The sequence below is a fragment of the Streptoverticillium olivoreticuli subsp. olivoreticuli genome (assembly GCF_003391135.1).
Classification (GTDB): domain Bacteria; phylum Actinomycetota; class Actinomycetes; order Streptomycetales; family Streptomycetaceae; genus Streptomyces; species Streptomyces blastmyceticus.
Map to the genome: position 1 here is coordinate 5,082,094 of NZ_CP031455.1, position 20,646 is coordinate 5,102,739.

The 20,646-nt window shown below is 70.0% G+C and carries 14 protein-coding genes; 3 read left to right on the top strand and 11 right to left on the bottom strand.

The window, feature by feature from the left end:
• Nucleotides 1–111: 111 nt before the first annotated feature.
• From DXZ73_RS22305 to DXZ73_RS22325, 5 genes are all read right to left on the bottom strand, one after another.
• Nucleotides 112–1,098: an anti-sigma factor family protein gene (locus DXZ73_RS22305; protein ID WP_116212855.1), complete on the bottom strand. Its 987-nt coding sequence runs from the start codon at nucleotides 1,096–1,098 to the stop codon at nucleotides 112–114.
• Nucleotides 1,095–1,784, bottom strand: coding sequence for an RNA polymerase sigma factor SigM (gene sigM / locus DXZ73_RS22310; RefSeq protein ID WP_116212856.1), 690 nt, complete (start codon nucleotides 1,782–1,784; stop codon nucleotides 1,095–1,097). The genes DXZ73_RS22305 and sigM overlap by 4 nt, the downstream gene beginning before the upstream one ends.
• A 31-nt stretch (nucleotides 1,785–1,815) precedes the next feature.
• Nucleotides 1,816–3,528: a protein kinase family protein gene (locus DXZ73_RS22315; RefSeq protein WP_116212857.1), complete on the bottom strand. Its 1,713-nt coding sequence runs from the start codon at nucleotides 3,526–3,528 to the stop codon at nucleotides 1,816–1,818.
• Between the two features lie 109 nt (nucleotides 3,529–3,637).
• Nucleotides 3,638–5,878 (bottom strand): murein biosynthesis integral membrane protein MurJ, encoded by a 2,241-nt coding sequence (murJ, locus tag DXZ73_RS22320; protein WP_116212858.1) that lies wholly within the window; start codon nucleotides 5,876–5,878, stop codon nucleotides 3,638–3,640.
• Between the two features lie 45 nt (nucleotides 5,879–5,923).
• Nucleotides 5,924–8,215, bottom strand: coding sequence for a DUF6049 family protein (locus DXZ73_RS22325; protein ID WP_116212859.1), 2,292 nt, complete (start codon nucleotides 8,213–8,215; stop codon nucleotides 5,924–5,926).
• 207 nt (nucleotides 8,216–8,422) lie between these two features.
• Between DXZ73_RS22325 and DXZ73_RS22330 the strand changes: the two genes are divergently transcribed.
• Complete coding sequence (locus tag DXZ73_RS22330) at nucleotides 8,423–9,898, top strand: CCA tRNA nucleotidyltransferase (RefSeq protein ID WP_116212860.1); 1,476 nt, start codon at nucleotides 8,423–8,425, stop codon at nucleotides 9,896–9,898.
• Nucleotides 9,899–9,986: 88 nt separating this feature from the next.
• Here the strand turns inward: DXZ73_RS22330 and DXZ73_RS22335 are convergent, their stop codons facing one another.
• The 3 genes from DXZ73_RS22335 to DXZ73_RS22345 all read right to left on the bottom strand — a co-directional run bounded on the left by DXZ73_RS22335 (nucleotide 9,987) and on the right by DXZ73_RS22345 (nucleotide 13,189).
• Nucleotides 9,987–11,255: an MFS transporter gene (locus DXZ73_RS22335; protein ID WP_116212861.1), complete on the bottom strand. Its 1,269-nt coding sequence runs from the start codon at nucleotides 11,253–11,255 to the stop codon at nucleotides 9,987–9,989.
• A gap of 134 nt (nucleotides 11,256–11,389) precedes the next feature.
• The gene (locus DXZ73_RS22340) at nucleotides 11,390–12,472 is read right to left on the bottom strand and encodes an inositol-3-phosphate synthase (protein WP_116212862.1); all 1,083 of its coding nucleotides are present in this window, start codon (nucleotides 12,470–12,472) and stop codon (nucleotides 11,390–11,392) included.
• 48 nt (nucleotides 12,473–12,520) lie between these two features.
• Nucleotides 12,521–13,189: a PadR family transcriptional regulator gene (locus DXZ73_RS22345; protein WP_116212863.1), complete on the bottom strand. Its 669-nt coding sequence runs from the start codon at nucleotides 13,187–13,189 to the stop codon at nucleotides 12,521–12,523.
• A 360-nt stretch (nucleotides 13,190–13,549) separates the two neighbouring features.
• Here DXZ73_RS22345 and DXZ73_RS22350 point away from each other — a divergent pair, with 360 nt between their 5' ends.
• Nucleotides 13,550–16,195, top strand: a complete 2,646-nt coding sequence (locus DXZ73_RS22350) for a transglycosylase domain-containing protein (RefSeq protein ID WP_116212864.1) — start codon at nucleotides 13,550–13,552, stop codon at nucleotides 16,193–16,195.
• Between the two features lie 133 nt (nucleotides 16,196–16,328).
• Nucleotides 16,329–17,822 (top strand): glycosyltransferase family 87 protein, encoded by a 1,494-nt coding sequence (locus tag DXZ73_RS22355; RefSeq protein ID WP_116212865.1) that lies wholly within the window; start codon nucleotides 16,329–16,331, stop codon nucleotides 17,820–17,822.
• Nucleotides 17,823–17,856: 34 nt separating this feature from the next.
• Here the strand turns inward: DXZ73_RS22355 and DXZ73_RS22360 are convergent, their stop codons facing one another.
• The 3 genes from DXZ73_RS22360 to DXZ73_RS22370 all read right to left on the bottom strand — a co-directional run bounded on the left by DXZ73_RS22360 (nucleotide 17,857) and on the right by DXZ73_RS22370 (nucleotide 20,522).
• The gene (locus DXZ73_RS22360; protein ID WP_116212866.1) at nucleotides 17,857–18,888 is read right to left on the bottom strand and encodes an alanine racemase; all 1,032 of its coding nucleotides are present in this window, start codon (nucleotides 18,886–18,888) and stop codon (nucleotides 17,857–17,859) included.
• Nucleotides 18,889–18,972: 84 nt separating this feature from the next.
• Nucleotides 18,973–20,091 (bottom strand): lipid II:glycine glycyltransferase FemX, encoded by a 1,119-nt coding sequence (locus tag DXZ73_RS22365; RefSeq protein ID WP_116212867.1) that lies wholly within the window; start codon nucleotides 20,089–20,091, stop codon nucleotides 18,973–18,975.
• 101 nt (nucleotides 20,092–20,192) lie between these two features.
• Nucleotides 20,193–20,522 (bottom strand): hypothetical protein, encoded by a 330-nt coding sequence (locus DXZ73_RS22370; RefSeq protein ID WP_116212868.1) that lies wholly within the window; start codon nucleotides 20,520–20,522, stop codon nucleotides 20,193–20,195.
• Between the last annotated feature and the right edge of the window lie 124 nt (nucleotides 20,523–20,646).

A 20,646-nucleotide genomic window follows, 5' to 3' on the forward strand; every position in this document is an offset into this window, starting at 1 on the left:
AGTCTTCCTTGTCTGCCGACTGCTGTCTCGGGTCCTTGCGGGGTCTCACCCCACCCAACGGATCCTACGGGGCGAGCATTCCCGAGAGGCGACAGCTCGGTCCGCAACGGCTCAGGAGCGCGGCAGCGTCTGCTTCAGCAGGACCTTCCCCGGGGCCGCCGGAGAGGTCTCGACACAGTGCGAAGCGACGACATAGGCGTCGACGAGCGCCGCGTCGGTGGGGTGCGGCATGACCACCAGATAGGCGTTCTCGCCCTTGTAGCTGTCCGGCTGCGCGGCCAGGGAGGGCTCCGGACGGCCGATGCCCTGCTGGATACAGGCGGGAGCGGTGGTGCCGGAGTCGCGCATCGTCGTCTCGGGAGCGTTCTCGGAGCTCTTGCCATGAGTCTCGGTGGCCTTGAAGGACATCTTCAGCAGATCGTGCACCCGGGTCTTGAGGTCACCCGAGGCGAGGACGACCGGAGGCAGGCTCTCCCGCAGCGCTTGCGGGTCGCCCTGGTGTCCTCCATCGCCTCCGGACGGGAGGAAGAGGCTGCCCACCCCGAGCACGGCGGCGGCACACGCCGTGCCGAGGAGAACCTTGGGCCACCGGCGTGAGCGAACCGTGCGCGGCCCACTGGGAGACGGCGTCCGCCGGCCCGGCCCGGTCGTGCCGCGGGGGTGTGCGGCCGGGCGGCGGTCGCTGGTTTCACGTGAAACACGATCCGATGCGGGCGCCGCGGTTTCACGTGAAACCTGCTGCGGGGGCCGAGTCGCCGTTTCACGTGAAACGTGCCCGGGTGCGCTTGTTCCACGTGAAACCAGCGTGTCGGCGCCCTCGGAGTCGGCTGTGGAGTGTGTGGTGGAGTCGAGGAGAGCCTCCGCGGCGAGGGCCGCGTCGATGCGGCCCGCGACGTCGTCGGGCATCCGGGGCGGACCGGGAAGCGTGCCCAACAGGGTCCGGATCTCGTCCAGGGAGATCCGGACGTCCTCGCACAGAGGACAGTCGGCCAAGTGCTCCCGCACATCCGCGGACCGCGACGGCGACAGTGCGCCTTCGGTGAGCGCGGAGATCTCCGCGACCTCCGGGTGCTCATCCGTGCCGGTCGTCGAAGTCACGCTCGCCCACCTCCACCCTTCACTGGATCCGCGTCACTCTGTCCTGCCGGTGGTGGGACGGACGCCCCCTGCGACCGGTTCCTTCCCCCGTCGAGGGGCGGGCTACCCATGCCGTCCGCGCGCAGATGGGTGAGCATGGGCAGCAGCCGGGCCCGTCCTCGCGCGCATCTGCTCTTCACGGTGCCGACGGGGATGCCCAGAACCCTGGCCGCTTCGGCGACGGGATAGCCCTGCATGTCGACGAGGACGAGCGCCGCGCGCTGATCGGGGGGCAGGGTGGCGAGTGCCTGGAGCAGCTCACGGTGCAGATCGCCGCGCTCCGCGGGCGCCGCCGCGGACTCATGGGGTTCGAGGAGCTGCTCGAGCCGCTCGGTCTCGGCGAGCGGTGCGGTGCGCCGGGAGGCGGCCTTGCGGGCCCGGTCCAGACAGGCGTTGACGGTGATGCGGTGCAGCCAGGTGGTGACGGCGGACTGCCCACGGAAGGTGTGGGCGGCCCGGTAGGCGGAGACCAGCGCGTCCTGAACGGCGTCAGCGGCCTCTTCCCGGTCGCCGAGCGTACGCAGCGCCACGGCCCAGAGCCGGTCGCGATGGCGCCGCACTATCTCCGAGAAGGCCTCGGGGTCGCCGGCCACGTGCAGGGCGAGGAGGTCGGCGTCGCTTGTGCCGTCGCGTGTGGCGTCGTCCAACGTCGAGACCCTCCCCCTGGGCTCGGAGCCGCTAGCTTCCGAGGATCTTGATCTCCGAGATGCCGCCTCGGTAGGAGCCGCCGCCGGGTTCCGGCGGCAGATCGGTGATGTGGATCAGCACGTAGCGCGTCTTCACCGGCTTGTCGGCGTTCGCCTTCAGCTCGCCGCCGACCTGATCGCGCTTGATGATGTTCGTCTGGAAGTCGTTGAGCTGCGAGGGAGCGGATACCGAGGGATCGGCGCCGAGCACCTCCACGGTCTGGCCCGACCGATACATGGTCACGTCGACGCCGGTGACGTTCTTGATGCTGCCGAGGTCGACGACGATGCCGCTGCCATCCGAGCGATTGTCGAGATTCCCGAAGTTCGAGTGGCCGTAGAAGGCCTTGGTGAACCAGGCGGTGTTGAGATCACCGTCGACGGCGAAGGAGGCTTTGGCCTCGGCCATGGGGCTGTCCTTGGGCGAGAACTCGGTCGCCTGCTTGATGGGCAGCTTCTTTATGGCCGGCTTCTTGTCGCTCTCGCTGTCGTCCGACGGGGCGTGGTTCCCGCTCGAGGAGTCCCCCTCCTTGAGCAGCGTGTCCGCCAACTGCCAGCTGCCGAGCCCCAACGCCGCGATGAGCAGCGCGGAGACGCACCACTTCAGTGCCCGCCCCGTGCGGCTCTGGAGCGGAGGCGGCGGGGGCACCGGAGCGGGCTGCACGGACCGGCCCGCGCGCGTCGGCGGACCGCCGTACGTGCCCTGTTGGTACGTCGTGCGGGGGTAGCCGCTCGACGGGGTGGTGAAGGACGTCTCCGGCGGCCGGATGCGTGGCATCGCGGCGACCGCCTTGGCCAGCTCCTCCGGGGTGGCGCACGGCTTTTCCTGTCGTGACGCGGTGGCCCCGTCGTTGACGAGCGCGCGCATCGCCAGCTCCGAGAGGCCGCGGTGGACTCCGGCCCGCACCTGGTCGGGGGCGATGAGGCCGGTGCCCTTGGGCAGGCCCGGCAGGCCGTACGCGTTGTTCTCGTAGGGCCAGCGCTGGGTCAGCGCGGCGTACAGCAGGGCGCCGATGGCCTCCGTGTCGGTGCGCTGGGGGCGCTCGGAGGAGATGCCGCGGAGGGCGGCCATGACGGCGAGGCCGCGGATGCGGTACTGCCCGGACTCGGTGCGCAGCACGGAGCCGGGGTGGAGACGGAGGTGTGCGAGACCCTCGCGGTGGGCCGCCGCCATGGCCTGGGAGACCTGGCTGACGAGCTGGTAGGCGTCGTGCGGCTCCATGGGGCCGGAGGCCAGCACGGAGCTGAGTTCGGTGGCGTCGGGCAGCCACTCGTGGACGACGTAGACGAGGTCGTTCTCCTCGACGGCGTCGAGGACCTGGACGAAGCGGGGGTCGCCGAGCAGGGCGGCGGAACGGGCGGCGGCGAGCACCGGGCGGGCCCGCGGATGGTCGGCGGGCAGCAGGTGGACGCCGACCGCGCGGCGGAGCTTCTCGTCGACCGCGCGCCAGCTGCTGAATCCCTCCAGACGGGTGACGCACTCCTCCAGGCGATACCGCTTGGCGAGCTTGTGGCCGCTGTGGAGTTCGGGAGTCCTGGCGTCGCGCGCGGCGTCCTGGGTCTCCGCGCGCGCGGTGTCCTTCTGCGTACCGGTCTTGATCGCGGCCTGCGCCCCGTCGGTCGTGGCCTTCTCCGCCTTGGCGGTCAGCGGCTTGCCGCCGCTGGTGTCTGCCACGTCGACGGCAGCTGTGCTCCGTTCCGCCACCGTCGTTCCTGCCTCCCCATCCGTTGCACGCTGTCCACAGCCAAGACAATTGTGCCCACAGTCCGGCGCTATGCACGACACGCGGCGGCGGGCGATGGTTGTGCTCCGGTCAGCGTCCGAGCCGTCCGCGGACCATACCGACCATGGCGGTCAGCTCCTCGACGCGCATCCGCTTCGCGGCGATATAGAAGACGCCGATCAGGATGAGACCTCCACCGATCAGAGCGGCGAGCGAACCGACAAATCCGTGGCCGAGAACTTCACCGATGCCGTAGGCGATCGCCCCGCCGATGAGGGCGGCGGGGATGCACGCACCGGCCAGGCGGGCGTACGTACGGATGACGTGGGAGCCGTCCAGGTCGCCGCCGAGGCGGGTGCGCAGCCGGCGCCAGGCGACGACGACGCCCACGGCGTAGGCCAGCCCGTACGAGGCGGCCATGCCCGCCACGGCCCAGCGGGCCGGCAGGACGACGTAGCTGGCGGCGGCGCCCACCGCGTTGACGCCGGCGACGATCAGGGTGTTGTAGAAGGGGGTGCGGGTGTCCTCGTAGGCGTAGAAGCCGCGGAGGATCACGTACTGCGCGGAGTACGGGATGAGGCCGAGGCCGAAGGCCATCAGGATGAAGCCGATGTTCGTGGCGCCGCCGGTGCCGGAGCTGGAGAACATCAGCGTGGCCATCGGCACGCCGAGCGCCAGGAAGGCGAAGGCGCAGGGCACGATCGCGACGGCCGAGGTGCGCAGACCGTGGGAGAGGTCGTCGCGGACGGCCGCGACGTCGCCGTCGTGGGCGGCGCGGGAGATCCGGGGGAGCACCGCGGTCATCACCGAGACCGTGATGATGGCCTGCGGCATCTGCCAGAGCTGCAGCGCGAAGTTGTAGGCCGTGATGCCGGTGCCCTGGTGGTGCGCCCTCTCGGCGAGGGCGCCCGCACGGGTGGCGAGCTGGGTGACGACGACCATGCCGAGCTGGTTGGCGAGGACGAAGAAGAACGTCCACTTGGCGAGCCCCATGGCCTTGCCGAGGCCGTGGCCGCGCCAGTCGAACCGCAGCCGGAGCCGGAAGCCGGTCTCGCGGAGGTACGGGAACATCGCCAGCGCCTGCACCACGAGGCCGAGCAGGGTGCCGATGCCGAGCAGCCGCACGCCCTCCGGGGGGATGTTGGCCGCGCTGACGCGGCTGGTGACGAAGCCGCCGTAGACCCAGATGAACGCGCCGAAGGTGGCGATGACGACGACGTTGTTGAGGACCGGGGTCCACATCATGGCGCCGAACTTGCCACGGGCGTTGAGGATCTGGCCCATGACGATGTGCACGCCCATGAAGAACATGGTGGGCAGGCAGTAGCGGGCGAACGCCACGGCGACGTCCAGCTGGCCGGGGCTGTCGCTGTTGTCCGGCATCATCATCCGGACGAGCAGCGGAGCCGCCAGCACACAGACGGTCGTGACCGCGCCCATGAGGACCACGACGAGGGTGAAGAGCCGGTTGGCGTACGCCTCGCCGCCGTCCTCGTCGTTCTTCATCGACCGCACCAGCTGCGGGATGAACACGGCGTTCAGCGCGCCGCCGCCGACGAGGATGTAGATCATCGTCGGCAGGGTGTTGGCGACCTGGTAGCTGTCGTTGAGGGTGCCGACGCCGAGCGCCGCCGCCATCACGAGGTTGCGGGCGAAGCCCAGGATGCGGGAGACGAAGCTGCCCGCGGCCATCACCGCGCTCGACTTCAGCAGGCTCGCCGCCTTGCCGCCCTTCGCCGGGGCCGAAGGGGCCTCGGTCTCGGAGACGGGCGTGGGCTCGGGCACCGGCGGCGGGACCTGCGGGGCCGCTGCGGCGTACTGGCCGGGCGCCGGGATCGGCTGACCGGACGGGCGCTGCGGTTCGTACGGCTGCTGCTGGTCCCGGTACAGGTGCGCGAAGGCGTCCCGCTCCGGGCGCTCGTCCGGGGACGCCTGGCCGGCGAGGCCGCCGACTCCGGCGAACTGCGTCGTGGGGTCGTCACCGTACGGGCGCGCGGGCGCCTCCGGCTGCTGCGGCGCGGGCGCCCACTGCCGGGGGTCCGGGCCCTGCTGCGGCGCGGGCTGCTGCTGGTGGAGCGGGAAGGTGTTCTGGTAGGTGCCGGGCGGCGGCGGGGGGTGCGCGGCACGGTCGTACAGCGCGTCGCTCACCGGGTCCTGGGCGGCCGGGTCGTGCTCGGGGTAGGGATGGGAGGCGTACGCGTCCCGGAGGTAGGGGTCCTGGGCGTACGGGCCCGGACGGGACGAGTCCGGGGCAGGCGGGGGCGGCGGGTACTGGCCCCGCTGGTCACCACCCGCGCCCTGCCCGCGGTCACCGTCGTACGGCGCGTTCATCGCTACCCCACCTCATCGTCCGCGGCCGGCCGGCCCCACTACACGTCAACGGTCCACTTTCTCACCTGTGCCGGATGGGTCAGTGCTTTCCGATCCGGTGTCCGGAGCCGGGTCCTCCGGCTGCTGGGGACTGTCATCGCCCGGACCGTTGTCCCCGGAGTCTCCCCCGCCCGCCGTCCCGCCGGCGGCGGACCGCTTGCGCTGGATGTAGATGCGGAGGCCCGCGAGGATCAGGAGGAGTACGCCACCGGCGATGACGATCAGCACCATAGGGGTGATGGACGTGACATGCACAGTGAAGGACATCGGGTCGCCGTAGGGCTGCCCGTCGTCCGTGTACAGCCGGGCCGTCACCTGGACGGGGCCGTTGGCGTTGGCGTGCGTCTCGAACTTCACCGACTGGCTGTGCCCGCCGTCGATCTTGATCTGCTGGGCCTCGCCCACCTTGAGGCGGTTCGGCCTGCTGGATTCGAGGACGAGCCGGAGCCCGGTGATGCCCTGCAGGAGGCCGTTGCGCACCGTCACGGGGATCGTCGCGCTGCGCCCGGACAGGGTGGCGTCGGACTTCGGGATGAGCTGCACCTGGCGCTTGAGCTGGTACAGGTACGACTGCACGGCGTTGCGGAACTCCGCCGCCCCCCGGCGGTCACCGCGCCAGGAGTTGGACATCTCCCGCATGATCGCGCTGCCGAACGGGGTGACCACGCGGTCCTGCGAGGTCAGGATCACCTTGAAGCTGTCCAGGGTCTCCTGGGTCTTCTGGATCTCCTCGAACGCGTCGGTGGTCAGCTCCTGCTTGCGCAGCGAGTCGGGGTACGCGCCGGGGCCGGGCACCTGCTGGTTGGCGGCCGGGTCGGGCTTGGCCCTGGCCGCGTCGCCCAGGTCGACGGGCTGCGTCCAGCGGCCGTCCGTCAGGCCGCCCAGGGCCGCCGCCATCGCCTGCGCCTGGCTCGTGGTGGGCATGCGCTGCGGCGCGACGACGATGCTGCGCTCGTCGTCCGGGGCCTGCTTGTTCACCAGCAGGCTCTGGGCGAGGAAGCGCTGCACGGCGAGCGAGGCGTCGTCGGCCCGGATCAGGTCGCCCTGGAAGGCGGTGGACATCCGGGCGTCCGCGACGACGGCCGTGTTGCCGCCGCCGATCTGCCGGGCGGCGCTCGGGGTGTACGAGGTCCGGTTCTCCCGGAGGCTGTCGCTGCGGGCGATGACGTTGTGGGCGCCCGCGGAGGTGGCCACGTCGATGATCGAGGAGTCGACGGCGCCCTCGAAGGGCCAGGTGAAGTCCGTGCGCGGCTTCACACCGAGGATGGTGTCCACGGTGGTCGCGGCGAGCTCCGTGGCCGACTGGAGGTGGCTGAGGGTGCCCGAGACGTCCTTGCCGTGGTGGGCGAGCGAGGCCAGGTCCGGGTCACCGAAGGGCAGCGCCACCACCTGATCGCCCGCGACGGCGGTCTGGAGCTGGCTGAGCCACTGCTTGGCGACCGGCTGGCCCTTGCCCGGCGTGCTCTTCCCGTCCGGGCCGTCGACCTTGTAGCTCTTGGTCATGGCCTCGACCGTGGCGAGTAGATCGGGGTCGATCACCCAGGTGATCGGCAGGTTCTTGCCCAGCGCCACCAGCTGCTGGAGCCGGCCGCCCGGCGCCAGGTCCGCGGCGAGGTCGTCGTTGGGGAAGATCGGCGTCTGCTGCTGGTCGGACTCCGTGCGGGCGGTCAGGTGCGTCGCCGAGACGAGCGGCCACAAGAAGGTGAGCCGCGTCTTCTTGCCCTCGGTCGCGGATGGCTGCCAGGGGAGCAGGGTCCGCTGGATGCCCAGCACCCGCTCGTAGGACTGGCCCGAGGTCTGCCCGGACAGGGAGACGCCCAGCTGGTAGACGCCCTCCCGGCTGATGTCCAGGTCCTTCGCGGGCAGGGAGATGCTGAATTCCCGGCTGACGCCCGGAGGCAGCTTGTCGATTTTCTGCGTGTGGCTGCCGATCTCGGAACCGTCGGTGCCCTCCGAGAAGCCGGACCGCCCGCCGATGTCGTCGATGTCGCTGCGGCCGCCGACCTGGGGGCCCACCCGCAGGCCCACATGGGCGTCGGTGACCGTGGAGCCGCCGTTGTTGGTGACCGTGCCCGAGACGGTGAGCGTGTCGTTCTGCGTCGGCGCGACGGGCGTCAGGGCCCCGATGGAGACATCGACCGTGCGGGAACCGGCCGACTCGGCGTGGGCCTCCGGCGCCGCCGGCAGCTGCACCAGGCCCACGAGCAGCAGCAGACCGACCAGCACCAGCGTGGTGTGCCGGACCCACCGGCAGGCAGGAGCGGACGTCGTCCCCTGGAACTCTGCCGCCTCGGCCACGCGCTCGCCCGTCCCTCGTCGTCATCAGTGGTCGTCGGTTATGCGTCCACGAATGGTAACGAGGCCCGCTGTGACGAAGTGCCGCGGACCGCTCCGCAAGATCGCCACCGTGCCCGATGTCCCGGCTGCGCCCGCTTTGTGCTGACCGGCGCCGTGCGCCCGTAACGAGGAGGCCCTCCAGCGTGCGGCCACGTACTCTTTTCTGTTGTGCCGAACGCCAACAATGACAGCCAGCTCCAGTCGTCGACCAACGAGCTCAGCCACGTGCAGCGCCGTGCCGTGAGCGAGCTCCTGCGGGTGTCCCCCGTGGCCGACGATCTCGCCCGCCGATTCCAGGAGGCCGGGTTCACGCTTGCCCTGGTCGGCGGGTCGGTGCGGGACGCGCTGCTCGGCCGGCTCGGCAACGACCTGGACTTCACCACCGACGCCCGCCCCGAGGACGTACTGAAGATCGTCCGGCCGTGGGCCGACGCGGTCTGGGAGGTCGGCATCGCCTTCGGGACCGTGGGATGCCGCAAGTCCGACTTCGACATCGAGGTCACGACATACCGGTCGGAAGCGTATGACCGGACCTCGCGCAAGCCCGAGGTCTCCTACGGCGACTCCATCGAGGACGACCTGGTCCGTCGCGACTTCACGGTCAACGCGATGGCCGTCGCCCTCCCGCAGAAGGAGTTCATCGACCCGCACAACGGCCTGGAGGACCTGGCCGCGCGGGTCCTGCGCACCCCCGGCACCCCGGAGGAGTCCTTCTCCGACGACCCGCTGCGCATGATGCGGGCCGCCCGCTTCGCCGCCCAGCTGGACTTCGAGGTCGCGCCCGAGGTCGTCACCGCGATGACGGAGATGTCCGGCCGCCTGGAGATCGTCTCCGCCGAGCGGGTCCGGGACGAGCTCAACAAGCTGATCCTCTCCGCCCACCCCCGCGAGGGCCTGAAGCTCCTCGTCGACACCGGTCTCGCCGATCTCGTCCTGCCGGAGCTCCCGGCGCTGCGCCTGGAGCGCGACGAGCACCACCGGCACAAGGACGTGTACGAGCACACGCTCATCGTCCTGGAGCAGGCCATCGACCTGGAGGCCCCTCTTGACCAGCCGGGGGGCGGCCCCGATCTCGTCCTGCGCCTGGCGGCGCTGCTGCACGACATCGGCAAGCCGCGCACCCGTCGCTTCGAGAAGGACGGCCGGGTCTCCTTCCACCACCACGAGGTGGTGGGCGCGAAGATGACCAAGACCCGGATGACCAAGCTCAAGTACTCCAACGAGCAGGTGAAGGACGTCTCGAAGCTCGTCGAGCTCCACCTGCGCTTCCACGGCTACGGCACGGGCGAGTGGACCGACTCCGCCGTGCGCCGGTACGTACGGGACGCGGGGCCGCTGCTGGAGCGGCTCCACAAGCTGACGCGGTCCGACTGCACGACGCGCAACAAGCGCAAGGCGAACGCCCTGTCCCGCGCGTACGACGGCCTGGAGGAGCGCATCGCGCGGCTCCAGGAGCAGGAGGAGCTGGACTCGATCCGTCCGGACCTGGACGGCAACGAGATCATGGAGATCCTCGGCGTCGGCCCGGGCCCGCAGATCGGCAAGGCGTACAAGCACCTGCTGGAGCTGCGGCTGGAGAACGGTCCGATGGAGCGGGACGCCGCCGTCGCCGCTCTCAAGGAGTGGTGGGCCACGCAGGACTGAGGCGCCCGGCCGGTGTTTCACGTGAAACACCGGCAAGCGGGTGTCGTCGAGGGGCGGTGTTTCACGTGAAACACCGCCCTTTCGCGTATCAGGAGCGGCGCGGTCCCACCAGGGCGACGGCGACCGCCGCGTAGATCAGGGCGACCGTGATCACCAGCGCGGGCGACCGGCCGTCGGTCGGCAGCATCAGGGCCGCCACCCCCGCCGCCCCGACGAAGGCGACGTTGAAGAGCACGTCGTAGAGGGAGAAGACCCGGCCCCGGAAGCCGTCGTCGACCGACGACTGGACCACCGTGTCCGTGGCGATCTTGGCGCCCTGTGTGGTGAGGCCGAGGACGAAGGCGGCGATCAGCATGGGGACGCGTTCGAAGGGGAGGCCGAGCGCGGGCTCCAGCACGGCCGCCGCCGTGGCGCAGGCCACGATCCAGCCGAGCCGCTCCAGCCGGGCCACGGCCCAGGGTGTGACGATCGCCGCGGCGAAGAACCCCGCCCCCGAGACCGCGACGGCGAGGCCGAGGAGGGCCAGCCCGTCGGACTCGGTCTCCGCCCACGCATGGCGGCAGAGCATCAGGACGGTGACCGTCAGCGCGCCGTAGCAGAAGCGCATCAGGGTCATCGCCGCCAGGGCGCGGGCGGCGGTGCGGCGTTCCGCGAGGTGCCGCAGACCGGCGGCCAGCCCGCGGGCGGTGGCCAGGAGCGTCGCGCGCAGCTCGGTCCCGGGCGTGCGGACGTCCGGGCCCAGCAGGTCGAGGGGCATGCGCAGGGAGCAGAGGGCCGCGGCCAGATAGAGGACGGCGCCGAGGAGGACGACCACGGCGTCGGAGCTCGTGCCCTCGGGGGCCACCAGGCGCACGACGAAGGCGAGACCGCCGCCCGCGGTCGCCGCGAGCGTGCCGGCCGTCGGCGACAGTGAGTTGGCCATGACCAGGCGGTCCGGCGAGTCGACGACCCGGGGGAGGGACGCGGAGAGCCCGGCGAGGACGAAGCGGTTGACGGCGGTGACCGAGAGGGCGGAGGCGTAGAAGAGCCAGTCGGGGACGCGGGCGACGACGAGGAGCGCGGTGCCGGTGGCCAGCGCCGCACGCAGCAGATTGCCGTGCAGCAGGACCTGGCGGCGGCGCCAGCGGTCCAGCAGCACGCCGGCGAACGGGCCGAGCAGGGAGTAGGGCAGCAGCAGGACGGCCATGGCGGAGGCGATGGCGGTGGGGGAAGCCTGTTTCTCGGGGGAGAAGACGACGTACGCGGCGAGCGCCACCTGGTAGACGCCGTCGGCCCCCTGCGACAGCAGCCGGACGACCAGCAGGCGCCGGAAGTCCGGCAGTTGGAGCAGGACGCGCAGATCGCGCACGACAGGCATGCGGCCCAGCCTCACACACCGCGTGGGCCCCCGGGCGCAATTACCCGGGGGCCCACGATCACACGCGGTGGATCAGGCCGGACCGAAGCGGTGTGCGGCGTCCCGCACGGCGCTCCGCGGCCGTGGAGCGCTGATCAGCGCTCGACCTCGCCCTTGATGAACTTCTCGACGTTCTCACGGGCCTCGTCGTCGAAGTACTGCACCGGCGGCGACTTCATGAAGTACGAGGAGGCGGAGAGGATCGGGCCACCGATGCCGCGGTCCTTGGCGATCTTGGCGGCGCGCACGGCGTCGATGATGACACCGGCGGAGTTCGGGGAGTCCCAGACCTCGAGCTTGTACTCCAGGTTCAGCGGGACGTCGCCGAACGCGCGGCCCTCGAGGCGCACGTAGGCCCACTTGCGGTCGTCCAGCCAGGCCACGTAGTCGGACGGGCCGATGTGGACGTTGTCCTCGCCCAGCTCGCGGTCGCGGATCTGGGAGGTGACGGCCTGCGTCTTGGAGATCTTCTTGGACTCCAGGCGGTCACGCTCGAGCATGTTCTTGAAGTCCATGTTGCCGCCGACGTTCAGCTGCATCGTGCGGTCCAGGATGACGCCCCGGTCCTCGAACAGCTTCGCCATCACGCGGTGCGTGATCGTGGCGCCGACCTGCGACTTGATGTCGTCGCCGACGATCGGGACGCCCGCCTCGGTGAACTTGTCGGCCCACTCCTTGGTGCCGGCGATGAAGACCGGCAGCGCGTTGACGAAGGCGACCTTGGCGTCGATGGCGCACTGCGCGTAGAACTTCGCGGCGTCCTCGGAACCCACCGGGAGGTAGCAGACGAGGACGTCGACCTGCTTGTCCTTGAGGGTCTGGACGATGTCGACCGGGGCCTCGGCGGACTCCTCGATGGTCTGGCGGTAGTACTTGCCCAGACCGTCGAGGGTGTGGCCGCGCTGGACGGTGACGCCGCTGGCGGGCACCTCGCAGATCTTGATGGTGTTGTTCTCGCTGGCGCCGATGGCGTCGGCGAGGTCGAGGCCGACCTTCTTCGCGTCGACGTCGAACGCGGCCACGAACTCCACATCACGCACGTGGTACTCGCCGAACTGCACGTGCATCAGACCCGGCACGCGGCCGTTCGGGTCGGCGTCCTTGTAGTACTCGACGCCCTGCACCAGCGAGGCGGCGCAGTTGCCCACGCCGACGATGGCTACGCGAACCGAACCCATTCCGGTTGCTCCCTGTTTTGTACTCGACAAGCCCTGCGAATGCAGAGCTCACTTGGCGGTGGGGTCGGACGGATCCGTCCGGGAACTCCCCCGGTCCCGGGGCATGCCGCCCGTATCTCCCGATGTGTCCTGCGGAGTGGTGCCCCGGCGCATGTCGCGCCCGGAGCGCTCGCTCTCGATCAGCTCGTTCAGCCAGCGGACCTCGCGCTCCACCGACTCCATGCCGTGCCGCTGCAGCTCGAGGGTGTAGTCGTCCAGCCGCTCGCGGGTACGGGCCAGGGAGGCGCGCATCTTCTCCAGGCGCTCCTCCAGCCGGCTGCGGCGGCCTTCCAGCACCCGCATCCGTACGTCCCGCGAGGTCTGCCCGAAGAACGCGAAGCGGGCGGCGAAGTGCTCGTCCTCCCAGGCGTCCGGGCCGGTGTGGGCGAGCAGTTCCTCGAAGTGCTCCTTGCCTTCGGCCGTCAGGCGGTAGACGATCTTCGCCCGCCGCCCGGCGAGGGACGCCGCGCGGGCGTCCTCCAGGGCGTTGCCGGGCTCCTCGATCAACCAGCCGTTGGCAACGAGAGTCTTCAGGCAGGGGTAGAGGCTGCCATAGCTGAACGCCCGGAACACCCCGAGTGAGGTGTTGAGGCGTTTCCGCAGTTCATAGCCGTGCATCGGGGACTCGCGGAGCAGGCCGAGGACGGCGAACTCGAGGATGCCGGAGCGTCTGCTCATATGTCGCCTCCTTGGTCCCTTAGGTCCCTTATGCCGAGCTGATGTATCGACTCGATACATCCAGACGATAGAACGAGCATCCTGATGCGACAAGAGGGGGCACGGTGAACGAGGTCACATCACCGATTCGTGGGACACAACCTGCCTGAATTGGAGTGAACATCCGCAGTGGGAGCGATTTGACCGTGCGTAGTCTGTGCGCCATGCAGACCACCGGGAACCGAGTGACACCGTCAGGCGTCCTCGTCCCGGATGCAGTGCGCCCGGTTGCTCAGGGGGGCTACCGGACAGCGCATCGGGGGGAACGCAAGCCACCTGCCGCTTCCAGGCGATAGCGCCTGCCCTAGGAGTAGTCGTTCGATGAGCGAGCACCGCCGCAAGCCGCCGCAGCCTCAGGGCGGCGGACGAGCCGCGGCCAGGCGCGCGGCCCAGCCGACGTCCGGCCGCCGTGCCGCACCACCAAGCAGTTCCGCCGCGCCGGGTGCCGGCAGCGGTGAAGGCTCCCAGTACGGCAGCCGGGCCGAGGCCCGCCGCGCGGCACAGCGCGGTGGCGGAGGCAGCGGAGGCGGAGGCGGCGGGCGCAGACGCCCGGGCGATCCGGGCCCCGCGGGCGGCGGCCGGGGACGCAGAGACGGCGGCCGGCCGGGAAAGAAGCGCTTCATCGACTATCCGCGGTCGGGCAAGACCGGGGCGTGGCGCTGGATGCCGTCCTGGAAGCTCGTCCTGGGCATGTGCTTCACCTTCGTCGCGCTGATCCTGGGCACCGTGGGCATCGCGCTCGCGGTGGTGCAGGTGCCGAGCGAGCAGAAGGCGGCCGCCGTCCAGAAGAACGTCTATTACTGGGCGGACGGCAAGCAGATGGTCGTCGCGGGCGGCGGTGCCCTCAACCGGCAGATCGTGCCCATCTCCAAGATCCCCCTGTCCATGCAGGACGCGGTGATCTCCGCCGAGAACGCCAGTTTCCGCAAGGACTGGGGCGTCGACCCGATGGGCATCCTGCGCGCGGTCGTGAAGATGGCGCAGGGCGGTGAGACCCAGAGTGGCTCGACCATCACCCAGCAGTTCGTGAAGAACACCTATCTCAGCCAGGAACAGACGCTCAAGCGCAAGGCCACGGAGCTGCTGATCTCCATAAAGGTGGGGGCCACCAAGGACAAGGACTCCATCCTCGCGGGCTATCTCAACACCGCCTATTACGGGCGAGGCGCCTATGGCATCCAGGCCGCGGCGCGCGCGTATTTCGACAAGGACTGCACCCAGCTGACGCCCAGCGAGAGCGCCTATCTCGCGGCGACGCTGAACGGCCCGAACCTTTACGACCCCTACGGCGGTCAGGGCCCGGCGGCGACGCCCGAGAAGAACACCAAGCGGGCCACGGACCGCTGGAAGTGGACCCTGGACCGCGAGGTCCAGGTCGGTCACATGCAGGCCCCGGAGCGCGACGACTGGGTGAAGAAGGGCTTCCCGATGCCCCAGAAGCCCAAGCCCGCGACCAACCGGGCCGGCCAGATCGGCTATCTCACCGACCTCGCCGACAACTACATCGTCGCCCACTCCGGGATCAGCAAGAGCCAGCTGGACCGCGGCGGATATCAGATCCACACGACCTTCGACCACGCCAAGGTCGATTACCTCTCCAAGGCCGTCGAGGACGTCCGCAAGGCCAACATCAAGCCCGAAGTGCGGGACGTCGACAAATACGTGCAGTTCGGCGGGGCCTCGGTGGAGCCGAAGACCGGCAAGATCATCGCCATTTACGGTGGTGAGAACGCGCTGGAGCACTACACCAACAACGCCGACTACACCGGTGTGCAGGTCGGCTCGACCTTCAAGCCGTTCGTGCTCGCGGCCGCGATGACGCACGGCAAGCGGGATCCGTCACTCGGCCCCACGCAGGACGACAGCCAGCGCACGCTCGTCTCGCCGGAAAGCATCTACAACGGCAACAACAAGGTGACGCTGAGGACTTACGACGGCAAGGTCTGGCACGACGACACCGATGGCAGCGAGTGGCACCAGCCGAACGACGGTGACGAGGACAAGGGGCTCATCTCCCTCCGTACGGCGATGCAGTTCTCGGTGAACACGCCCTATATCCAGCTCGGTATGGACGTGGGCACGGATCTGGTCAAGGAAGCCGCTCTGAAGGCGGGTCTGGACAAGGACCAGCTGGCCTCCACCACCCCGACCTTCTCCCTCGGCACCTCGGCGCCGAGCGCCATCCGGCTCGCGGGCGCCTATGCGACCTTCGCCGCCAGCGGAAAGCAGATCGACCCGTACTCGGTCGAGAAGGTGGAGAAGGACGGAAAGCCGATCTTCACCCACGAGGTTTCCAGCAAGCTGGCCTTCGATCCGAACGTGGCCAACAACGTCACCGATGTCCTGAAGACCGTCGTCGAGGCCGGTACCGGCACGTCGGCACAGCTCGGGGACCGCCCGGTGGCGGGCAAGACGGGTACGACCGACGGCAACCGCTCGGCCTGGTTCGCGGGTTACACCCCGCAGCTGTCCACCTCGATCGGCATGTACCGCGTCGACCCCAACGCCAAGAAGCAGGAATTCCTCTCAATGCGCGGCGTGGGCGGCAAGCAGACCATTCACGGCGCGTCGTTCCCGGCGGACATCTGGGCCGATTACATGGGCAAGGCGCTCAAGGGCGAGCCTGTCGAGCAGTTCCAGTCGGCGCAGCCGATCGGTCAGAAGGTGTTCGGGGACGGCGCGAGCCCGTCGCCCAGCGCGGTCCCGTCCACGACCCCGTCGGCGACTCCCTCGCAGACCCCGTCGGCGACTCCGTCGAAGCCCGCCTCCCCCAGCCCGTCGGCCAGCAAGCCCTGCTCGCCGTTCGACCGCCACTGCCAGCCGGGAGGCAACGGCGGGGCCAACGGCGGCGGTCCGGGCGGACCGGGCGGGATCGGGGGCCCCGGCGGCGACCCGGGCGAGTCGCCGTCCCCGTCGGACCCCAGCCATGGCCGACCTGGCGGACTGTTCGGCGGGATGCGCGGCTGACCAGATGAAACACCCCGCCGAGAGACTCGGCTGAGCCATCCGACCCGAGGGCCGTCCCGCGTTCGCGTGAGGCGGCCCTCGAGGTTATCCACAGGCTCGGACGGCAACTGGCGCCGTACGGCAGGATGGGCGCATGAGGAGCGAGCGGGACGATCAGCTTGTACGGCCCACCGTCGAGGACGAGGTGGCCGCGGCCGGCAGCGAGCTCATCGGCGGACCGGTGGGGCGCCGGGCGCTGATCGGCGCGAGCTGGTGGACGCCCGTCCGGGTGATCGCGCTCGTGGCGATCGGGATGTTCGCCCTCGGCATGGTGCAGAAGATGCCGTGCTACGACTACGGCTGGTTCTTCGGCGCCACCACGCAGTACACCCACGCCTGCTACTCCGACATCCCGCACCTGTACAGCGGGCGCGGATTCGACACCGGGATCGTCCCGTACTTCGACCGCATCCCGCAGGCGGTCTCCGGCGGTATGGACTATCTGGAATATCCGGTCCTCACCGGCCTGTTCATGCAGGTCGCCGCCTGGCTCACCCCCGGTGGCGGGACGCTTCAGCACCGCGAGCAGCTCAACTGGTTCGTCAACGCGGGCATGCTGATGGCCTGCACCGCGGTCATCGCGGTCTGCTCCGCGCGCACGCACCGGCGCCGGCCCTGGGACGCCCTGCTGATCGCCCTCGCGCCCGCCTTCGCCCTGACGGCCACCGTCAACTGGGACCTCTTCGCGGTCGCGCTCACCGCCGCCGCGATGCTGATGTGGTCACGCGGTCGGACGGTCCTCGCGGGCATCCTGATCGGTCTCGCCGCCGCGGCCAAGCTGTATCCGGTGCTGCTGCTGGGGCCGCTGCTCGTCCTGTGCTGGCGGGCGGGGCGGCTGCGGGCGTTCCGTACGACGGCCCTGGCCGCGGTCGGGGCCTGGCTGGTGGTCAACCTGCCGGTCATGATCACGCATGACGCGAGCGGCTTCCACATCCGCGAGGGCTGGGCGAAGTTCTACACCTTCAGCCAGGAGCGCCCGATCGACTTCGGCTCGATCTGGCTCCTGATCTCCCAGCGCACGGGCAATCCGCTGGAGAACGCCAACACATATGTGACGCTGCTGATGATCCTGGGCTCGCTGGCCATCGGGGCCCTGGCCCTGTGCGCCCCCAGGCGCCCGCGCTTCGCGCAGCTGGCCTTCCTGCTGGTGGCGCTCTTCATCCTCACCAACAAGGTCTACTCGCCGCAGTACGTGCTGTGGCTCGTCCCGCTGGCCGTGCTGGCGCGCCCCAAGTGGCGCGACTTCCTCGTCTGGCAGGCGTGCGAGGTGCTCTACTTCCTCGGCATCTGGATGTATCTGGCCTATACGGGCAGCGGCGACAAGCACCAGGGCCTGCCCACCGAGGGGTATCAACTGGCGATCGCCGTCCACCTGCTGGGGACGCTGTATCTCTGCGCGGTCGTCGTGCGCGACATCCTGCTGCCCGAGCGGGACGTCGTCCGCCGGGACGGCTCGGACGACCCCTCGGGCGGGGTGCTGGACGGGGCGCCCGACATATTCGTCCTCGGCTCCGCGCGCCGGTCCCGGCGCACGGAGCACGCTCACGGCACGTACGTCCAATGGGGGACGGAGAGCCGCCCGCAGTAGGGGCGGCTCCGGACCCCGTACCCAGGGGGGTGGGTCAGTGGTCGAGCAGTCGGTCGAACTGGGTGGTGGTGTTCCGCAGATGGGCCACCAGCTCGTCGCCCACCTGCGGCGGGGCGACGTCACCCGGCACGAAGAGGATCGAGACCTGCATGTGCGGGGGCTCCGCGAACCAGCGCTGCTTGCCCGCCCAGACGAACGGCGAGAGGTTGCGGTTCATGGTCGCGAGGCCCGCGCGGGCCACGCCCTTGGCGCGCGGCATCATGCCGTGCAGCGCCTTCGGCGCCTCCAGGCCGACGCCGTGCGAGGTGCCGCCCGCCACGACCACGAGGTAGCCGTCACCGGCGGTCTTCTGCTGGCGGTAGCCGAAGCGCTCGCCCTTGCCCACCGGCGTGACGTCCAGGACCGCGCCCCGGTACTGGGTGGCGTCGTGGTCGCCGAGCCACAGGCGGGTGCCGATGCGGGCGCGGAAGCGGGTCTGCGGGAACTGCTGCTGCAGCCGCCCGAGTTCCTCGGACTTGAGGTGGCTGACGAACATGGTGTGCAGCGGCAGCCGGGCGTTGCGCAGCCGCTCCATCCAGGCGCTGACCTCCTGGACGGCGTCGGAGCCGTCCGTGCGGTCCAGCGGGAGGTGGATCGCGAAGCCCTCCAGGCGCACGTCCTCGATGGCGGCGTGCAGCTTGGGGAGGTCCTCCTCGCTGATGCCGTGCCGCTTCATGCTGCTCATGACCTCGACGACGACGCGGGCGCCGACCAGGCCGCGCACCCCTTCGACCGAGGACACGGACCGTATGGCGCGGTCGGGCAGCGGCACCGGCTCCTCACCCAGCCGGAAGGGGGTGAGCACCAGCAGGTCGCCGCTGAAGAAGTCCTTGATCCGGGCCGCTTCGTAGGTCGTGCCCACGGCGAGGATGTCCGAGCCGAAGCGCGTCGCCTCGTCGGACAGCCGCTCGTGGCCGAAGCCGTAGCCGTTGCCCTTGCAGACCGGGACGATGCCCGGGAACTGCTGGAGGATGGACTGCTGGTGTGCCCGCCAACGCGCGGTGTCGACGTAGAGCGTGAGCGCCATGGCCGGTCCCGGAGCCTTTCCCTGTGCCTGCTGGATGACGTGTTCGTGTGCCTGACGGCGGTACTGCGAGGTCGGACGGAGGGGTCAGCGACGCGACATATACATGTCGAGGGCCTTGTGGAGCAGCTTGTTGAGCGGGAAGTCCCACTCGCCGAGGTACTCCGCGGCCTGGCCGCCGGTGCCCACCTTGAACTGGATGAGGCCGAAGAGGTGGTCGCTCTCGTCGAGGGAGTCGCCGATGCCGCGCAGGTCGTAGACGCTCGCCCCCAGGGCGTAGGCGTCGCGCAGCATGCGCCACTGCATCGCGTTCGACGGGCGGACCTCGCGCTTGTGGTTGGCGGAGGCGCCGTAGGAGTACCAGACGTGGCCACCGACGATCAGCATCGTCGCGGCGGCGACGGCCTCGCCCTCGTGCACCGCGAAGTACAGCCGCATGCGGTTGGGGTCCTCGGTGTTGAGGGCCGACCACATGCGCTGGAAGTAACTCAGCGGGCGCGGGCGGAACTTGTCGCGCTCGGCCGTGATCTCGTAGAGGTGCTGCCAGGTCGGCAGGTCCTCGTAGCCGCCCTGGACGACCTCGACGCCGGCCTTCTCGGCCTTCTTGATGTTGCGGCGCCAGAGCTGGTTGAAGCCCTTGTGGACGTCTTCGAGGGAGCGGTTCGACAGCGGCACCTGGAAGACGTAGCGCGGCTGGACGTCACCGAAGCCGGCGCCGCCGTCCTCGCCCTGCTGCCAGCCCATGCGGCGCAGCTGGTCGGCGACCTCGAAGGCGCGGGGCTCGATGTGGGTCGCCTCGACGTCCCGGAGCCGCTTGACGTCGGGGTCGGCGATGCCGGACTTGATGGCGTTGGAGTCCCAGCGCCGGATGACCACCGGCGGGCCCATCTTCACGGAGAAGGCGCCCTGCTGCTTGAGGTGGGTGAGCATCGGGCGCAGCCAGTCCTCGAGGTTCGGCGAGAACCAGTTGATGACCGGGCCTTCGGGGAGGTAGGCCAGATAGCGCTTGATCTTGGGCAGCTGGCGGTAGAGCACCAGGCCCGCGCCGACGAGCTGGCCGTTCTTGTCGAACCAGCCCAGATTCTCCGAGCGCCACTCGGCCTTCACATCGGCCCACGCCGGCACCTGCATGTGACTCGCCGCGGGCAGGCTCTGGATGTATGCCAGATGCTGCTCTCGGCTGATTGTCCTCAGGGTCAGGCTCATGCGGGGCGCTCCTCGGCAGGTGTGTCCCCAGGGTCGGGGCTCCGGCTCTCGCGCCGAAGCCTACTGCGACAAAGGAGCGCCCCGTCTGGGCGTACCCGCCGCTACCCGATCACACCTCCGAAGAGTCCGCCGTGCGCCATGCCCAGGAAGAAGCCCACGGCAGAGGCCCCGAGCCCGATGATCAGCAGGAAGCGCTCGCCGGTCGTCGCCGATATGAACTGGCCCCACGCCCCCGTGAGGATGCCCACGAGACCGCTCCAGGAGCTGAGCAGATGGAGGTTGGAGAACGCCGAGCTGATGAAGGCGAGGGCGCCGAGCGCGATCGTCACCGCGGCGAAGGCGTTCTCGACGGGGTGGGGTTTGCCGTCGCTGTTGAGAGCGGCGTTGATCAGCGCCCGGGGACTGCGGGGCTGCCGAGCTGCCTGTGTCATGGGGCTACCTCCTGAAGGCAGGCGGCGCACTGTAGCGCCGGTCACACCCGATGCGTCCAGATTGCGGTGCCGGACCGCTCGATTTCAACCGGAAGCCCGAGTGCGGGTACTGTGTACGGTCTGC

Coding starts and splice junctions, on each gene's coding strand:
- DXZ73_RS22335 (WP_116212861.1), bottom strand. CDS start 11,255: ATGCCTGTCGTGCGCGATCTGCGCGTCCTGCTCCAACTGCCGGACTTC.
- murJ (WP_116212858.1), bottom strand. CDS start 5,878: ATGAACGCGCCGTACGACGGTGACCGCGGGCAGGGCGCGGGTGGTGAC.
- DXZ73_RS22360 (WP_116212866.1), bottom strand. CDS start 18,888: ATGGCGCTCACGCTCTACGTCGACACCGCGCGTTGGCGGGCACACCAG.
- DXZ73_RS22365 (WP_116212867.1), bottom strand. CDS start 20,091: ATGAGCCTGACCCTGAGGACAATCAGCCGAGAGCAGCATCTGGCATAC.
- DXZ73_RS22350 (WP_116212864.1), top strand. CDS start 13,550: ATGAGCGAGCACCGCCGCAAGCCGCCGCAGCCTCAGGGCGGCGGACGA.
- DXZ73_RS22340 (WP_116212862.1), bottom strand. CDS start 12,472: ATGGGTTCGGTTCGCGTAGCCATCGTCGGCGTGGGCAACTGCGCCGCC.
- DXZ73_RS22345 (WP_116212863.1), bottom strand. CDS start 13,189: ATGAGCAGACGCTCCGGCATCCTCGAGTTCGCCGTCCTCGGCCTGCTC.
- DXZ73_RS22370 (WP_116212868.1), bottom strand. CDS start 20,522: ATGACACAGGCAGCTCGGCAGCCCCGCAGTCCCCGGGCGCTGATCAAC.
- DXZ73_RS22355 (WP_116212865.1), top strand. CDS start 16,329: ATGAGGAGCGAGCGGGACGATCAGCTTGTACGGCCCACCGTCGAGGAC.